Here is a 3,422-nt window from a genome sequence, read left to right as displayed (position 1 = left end):
TTGCATGATGATACACCGGAAGGGGATTTTGCAAAAATGATTTTATTTGTTTGAGGAGGGTATGAACCAACGGGGTTTGCCGAGGCGCTAGCCCTTTGTTCGTGGGGGGTTTGGAAAAGAAATTTCCTGAGTCGACTTGTTGGTGAATAACTAAAGGGATTGAAGACCTCAATGGAGCAGGGTAGTGCATGGTTCCCTTATGGTAATGGACTTGGCGAGAGTCGAACTCGCGGCCTCGTGCTGTTTAGGAAACTTAAAACTTTACCACTTAAAGTTTTCGGTGAAGCTTTTTAGGCAACCCGACGAAGCAGTTGCACTTGAACTGCTCCACGTTTTTGGTGAAGCTTTTTAGGCAACCCGACGAAGCAGTTGCACTTGAACTGCTCCACGTTTTTGGTGAAGCTTTTTAGGCAACCCGAAAAAGCTTCTTGCAAAGCACGCGCTCTACCACTGAGCTACAAGCCCATAGACCCATAATTTAGGAAATGGGCAGGGCAATAATAGCCGTCCCATGTTTAAAAACATAACCTAAACTTGAGGAATAGGACAGTTGTCCTTGAAGAAGGGTTGGGTGTTTCAAAACGAGAATAAATTGACGCTAAAGATAGGAGGCATGTGGATAAACATACGTTATACAAAAATATATATACAAAACATGGCAATATGCTAACGTATGAAACCGAATTATAATTTCCTGATTTTTTTGTTATTGGCTGGAGTGGGTTTTGCGGCAACGGCTGCAGTACAACCGCCCTCGGTTGGAGGGGGCCTTGTCAGCGGATTGACCGATTTATGCGCAAGCGCATTGACTTTGACCCCAATTGCTGCAATGTTGGGGGTTGTCTGTTCTGCGGCGATTTATGCCGCAGGCCAGTTTCTTGGCGCAGAGCCAAGAGCGCGCGCCATTGTTTGGTCAACTACGCTTTTGACAGGCTCAGTAATTGCAGTGCTTGTTCAGGTAGCGGCGCCTGCATTTCTTTCTGCCATATATGGCTATCAGATAACGTGCGAATCAACATGCAATAACAACAGACCAGTGCCTGCTGGAATGGCTTGCTGTACAAGCTTTGATGGAACAACCAAGAGTTTAATTGACCTGTCATATCAAATTTGCTGCAAGAGCCAGGCTTTTCCTGGCAACATCTGGACTTGCACTTCCGGCCAGACGTGCAAAAACAGCAACCCGTGGTGCGAGGGAGTCGGGACTTGCGGTGGGAATCCCGTGCTTTCAGGCGAAGCTTGCTGCGGCGGTTCCATTATTTATACAACCGGCATGGAGGAGTGCTGCGGGCCAGAAGACGGGCAATACTGGCTATGTAGTTCTGATGAATCGTGCAGTTCGGCTACAAGGAGTTGTATTGCAAGTGGTTAGTCCAAACCTTTATCAATACCAATTAAACAATCTAATTTATGGAAAGGCACTGGGAGGCAAAAAACCCCGCAGCTGAGGCGCAAAAAAAACAGGCTGCGCTTGCGGCACTCAGGCATGTCAAGGACGGGATGGTCGTAGGTCTAGGGACAGGCAGCACTGCAGTCTACTTTATTGAAGGCCTTGGCAGCCTTGTGGCAAGGGAGGGCCTGGACGTATCGTGCGTGCCAACTTCGTATGACACAAAACACCTGGCATTCAAATGCGGCCTGCGGGTAACAGAGCTTGATGCAACCGACCATGTGGACATAGCAGTTGACGGGGCGGATGCAGTCAACGAAAAGCTGCATTCAATAAAAGGCGCGGGCGGAGCACTTGTGCGCGAAAAAGTCGTCGCTTATTTTGCCACTGATTTCACAATCATAGTTGACGAGTCAAAGCTCAAGCCACTTGCAGGCATCGTGCCCATAGAAGTCACCCCCTTTGCATATTCCACGGTGAAAAGGCAGCTCAAAGACGAGGGGATAAACGCCCTTGCAAGAACGGGAACAGGAAAATACGGGCCGCTTATTTCTGACAATGGCAACTATATACTTGATGCAAAGATGGAGGTAAAGGACCCAGTGCGCATGGAGCAGCACCTCAACTGCATCCCAGGCGTAGTCGCAAACGGCATATTCACAAAGTGCACACGGGTAATTGCAGGCACGTCAAAAGGCATCAAAGTACTTGGGAAAAAATAGTGGGCTGCTGCGCTTGAAAGCATTGCCTGCTAATTTTAAGTGCATACCATTTCAAATGGTGTCATGCGTGTACAAAATCACCGACAAGCTTAGGGAATATCTCAAGCAGCCTTTGGGAAGGCTCTTGGAAACATCCGCAGCCCTTGAGGTTGCAAAAAACCACAAAGGCATCATTTGTGCAGTTGGCGACGAGTGCATCTACAACCTTCTTGAAGCCGGAGCCAGGCCCCAAATCTGCTTATATGACAACCTTACCATGAGAAAAGAGGTTGAGCCGCACAAGAAGCAAGCAATTGCAGGATACTGCAAAAGCCCTGTTCATATTGAAAACCAGGCTGGAACCATTAGCGATGGGCTTTGCAGGGCACTTGAAAAGGCATTTGAAAAAGAAGAGTCTTTCATAGAGGTTGCAGGCGAGGAGGATTTGGCAGTGCTTCCTGCAATGGTTTATTCTAAAAAAGGCAGCATCATTCTCTACGGCCAGCCAAACCAGGGGATGGTTTTGATTGAGGGCGGCAGCAAAGCCAGGGAAACGGCGGCAAGAATACTTGCCATGTTTGAAAAAGCCTAAAAGCTGCCTGGATGGAAAAAACTAAAAAGAGAAAGAAAAAGGAGTAAGTAGGGGAATTCGCCGACTTCAGTTTAAAGTCCCCAAATTTAATCTCCGCCGCCTTTGAGCTTGGAGAGAAGGATAAGGACCATCACAAGAACAATAATCCCCGCGCCTATGGAGTAAATGGGTTCGTACGCTCCGGTAGAGTCCATAAGATAGTAAATAAGGGCGCCTACAACCACGCCAATCAGAAACCTGCCAATGCTGATAAGCGCCTTTGTTTTTGTGTCAGCCATTTCCAACCACCTTTTGATGCATTTTATATACAAGTGCGTTAATATAGTAGTGCCTTGGATGTGAAATCCAAGAGCGATTGAAGTCCAATGGTATTAGTATTTACGGAATAGTATTTATTTTTTGCGATTTTGGCACTTAGGCAAACTTCCAAAGACAAGGATTGGGGCTGGAAAAGAGCCGGCTTATGAAAAGTTGATTCCATGAGGCCTGGTGGGAAAGGCGTGCTTGTACTTGACAACATAACAAAGAAATACGAGCTTGGCGATGCGACCGTCAGTGCGCTTGGCGGGGTGAGCATGAGCATAAAAAGCGGGGAGAGGGCAAGCATAATGGGGCCTTCCGGCTCAGGCAAGTCAACGCTTCTGCACATGCTTGGCCTGCTTGACAACCCGACTTCTGGCGCCATATACATTGATGGGGTTTCAACTTCAAACATGGAAGATGCCGCGCTTGCAAAGTT

General features: G+C 47.6%; 5 protein-coding genes. 4 read left to right on the top strand and 1 reads right to left on the bottom strand.

From position 1 onward, the window contains the following. Window positions 1-673 precede the first annotated feature (673 nt). From FJZ26_05075 to FJZ26_05065, 3 genes are read left to right on the top strand one after another with little or no spacing between them, the layout of a single operon-like run. Window positions 674-1,372: a hypothetical protein gene (locus FJZ26_05075; GenBank protein ID MBM3229779.1), complete on the top strand. Its 699-nt coding sequence runs from the start codon at window positions 674-676 to the stop codon at window positions 1,370-1,372. 38 nt (window positions 1,373-1,410) lie between these two features. Further along, window positions 1,411-2,112 (top strand): ribose-5-phosphate isomerase RpiA, encoded by a 702-nt coding sequence (rpiA, locus tag FJZ26_05070; protein MBM3229778.1) that lies wholly within the window; start codon window positions 1,411-1,413, stop codon window positions 2,110-2,112. A gap of 55 nt (window positions 2,113-2,167) precedes the next feature. Further along, entirely contained in the window at window positions 2,168-2,683 is a 516-nt protein-coding gene (locus FJZ26_05065; protein MBM3229777.1) for a DUF359 domain-containing protein, read from the top strand. Window positions 2,684-2,769: 86 nt separating this feature from the next. On the opposite strand, the gene FJZ26_05060 is transcribed toward FJZ26_05065, so the two are convergent. Then, window positions 2,770-2,961 carry a hypothetical protein gene (locus tag FJZ26_05060; protein ID MBM3229776.1) on the bottom strand — a complete coding sequence of 64 codons (192 nt, stop codon included), beginning with the start codon at window positions 2,959-2,961 and terminating at the stop codon, window positions 2,770-2,772. Window positions 2,962-3,162: 201 nt separating this feature from the next. Between FJZ26_05060 and FJZ26_05055 the strand changes: the two genes are divergently transcribed. After that, a partial coding sequence (locus FJZ26_05055) for an ATP-binding cassette domain-containing protein (GenBank protein MBM3229775.1) occupies window positions 3,163-3,422 on the top strand: 260 nt, incomplete at its 3' end.

This window comes from Candidatus Parvarchaeota archaeon (assembly GCA_016866895.1).
Taxonomy (GTDB): domain Archaea; phylum Micrarchaeota; class Micrarchaeia; order Anstonellales; family VGKX01; genus VGKX01.
The sequence above is the reverse complement of the archived record's forward strand: the minus strand, read 5'-3'. Positions and strand labels throughout refer to the sequence as shown.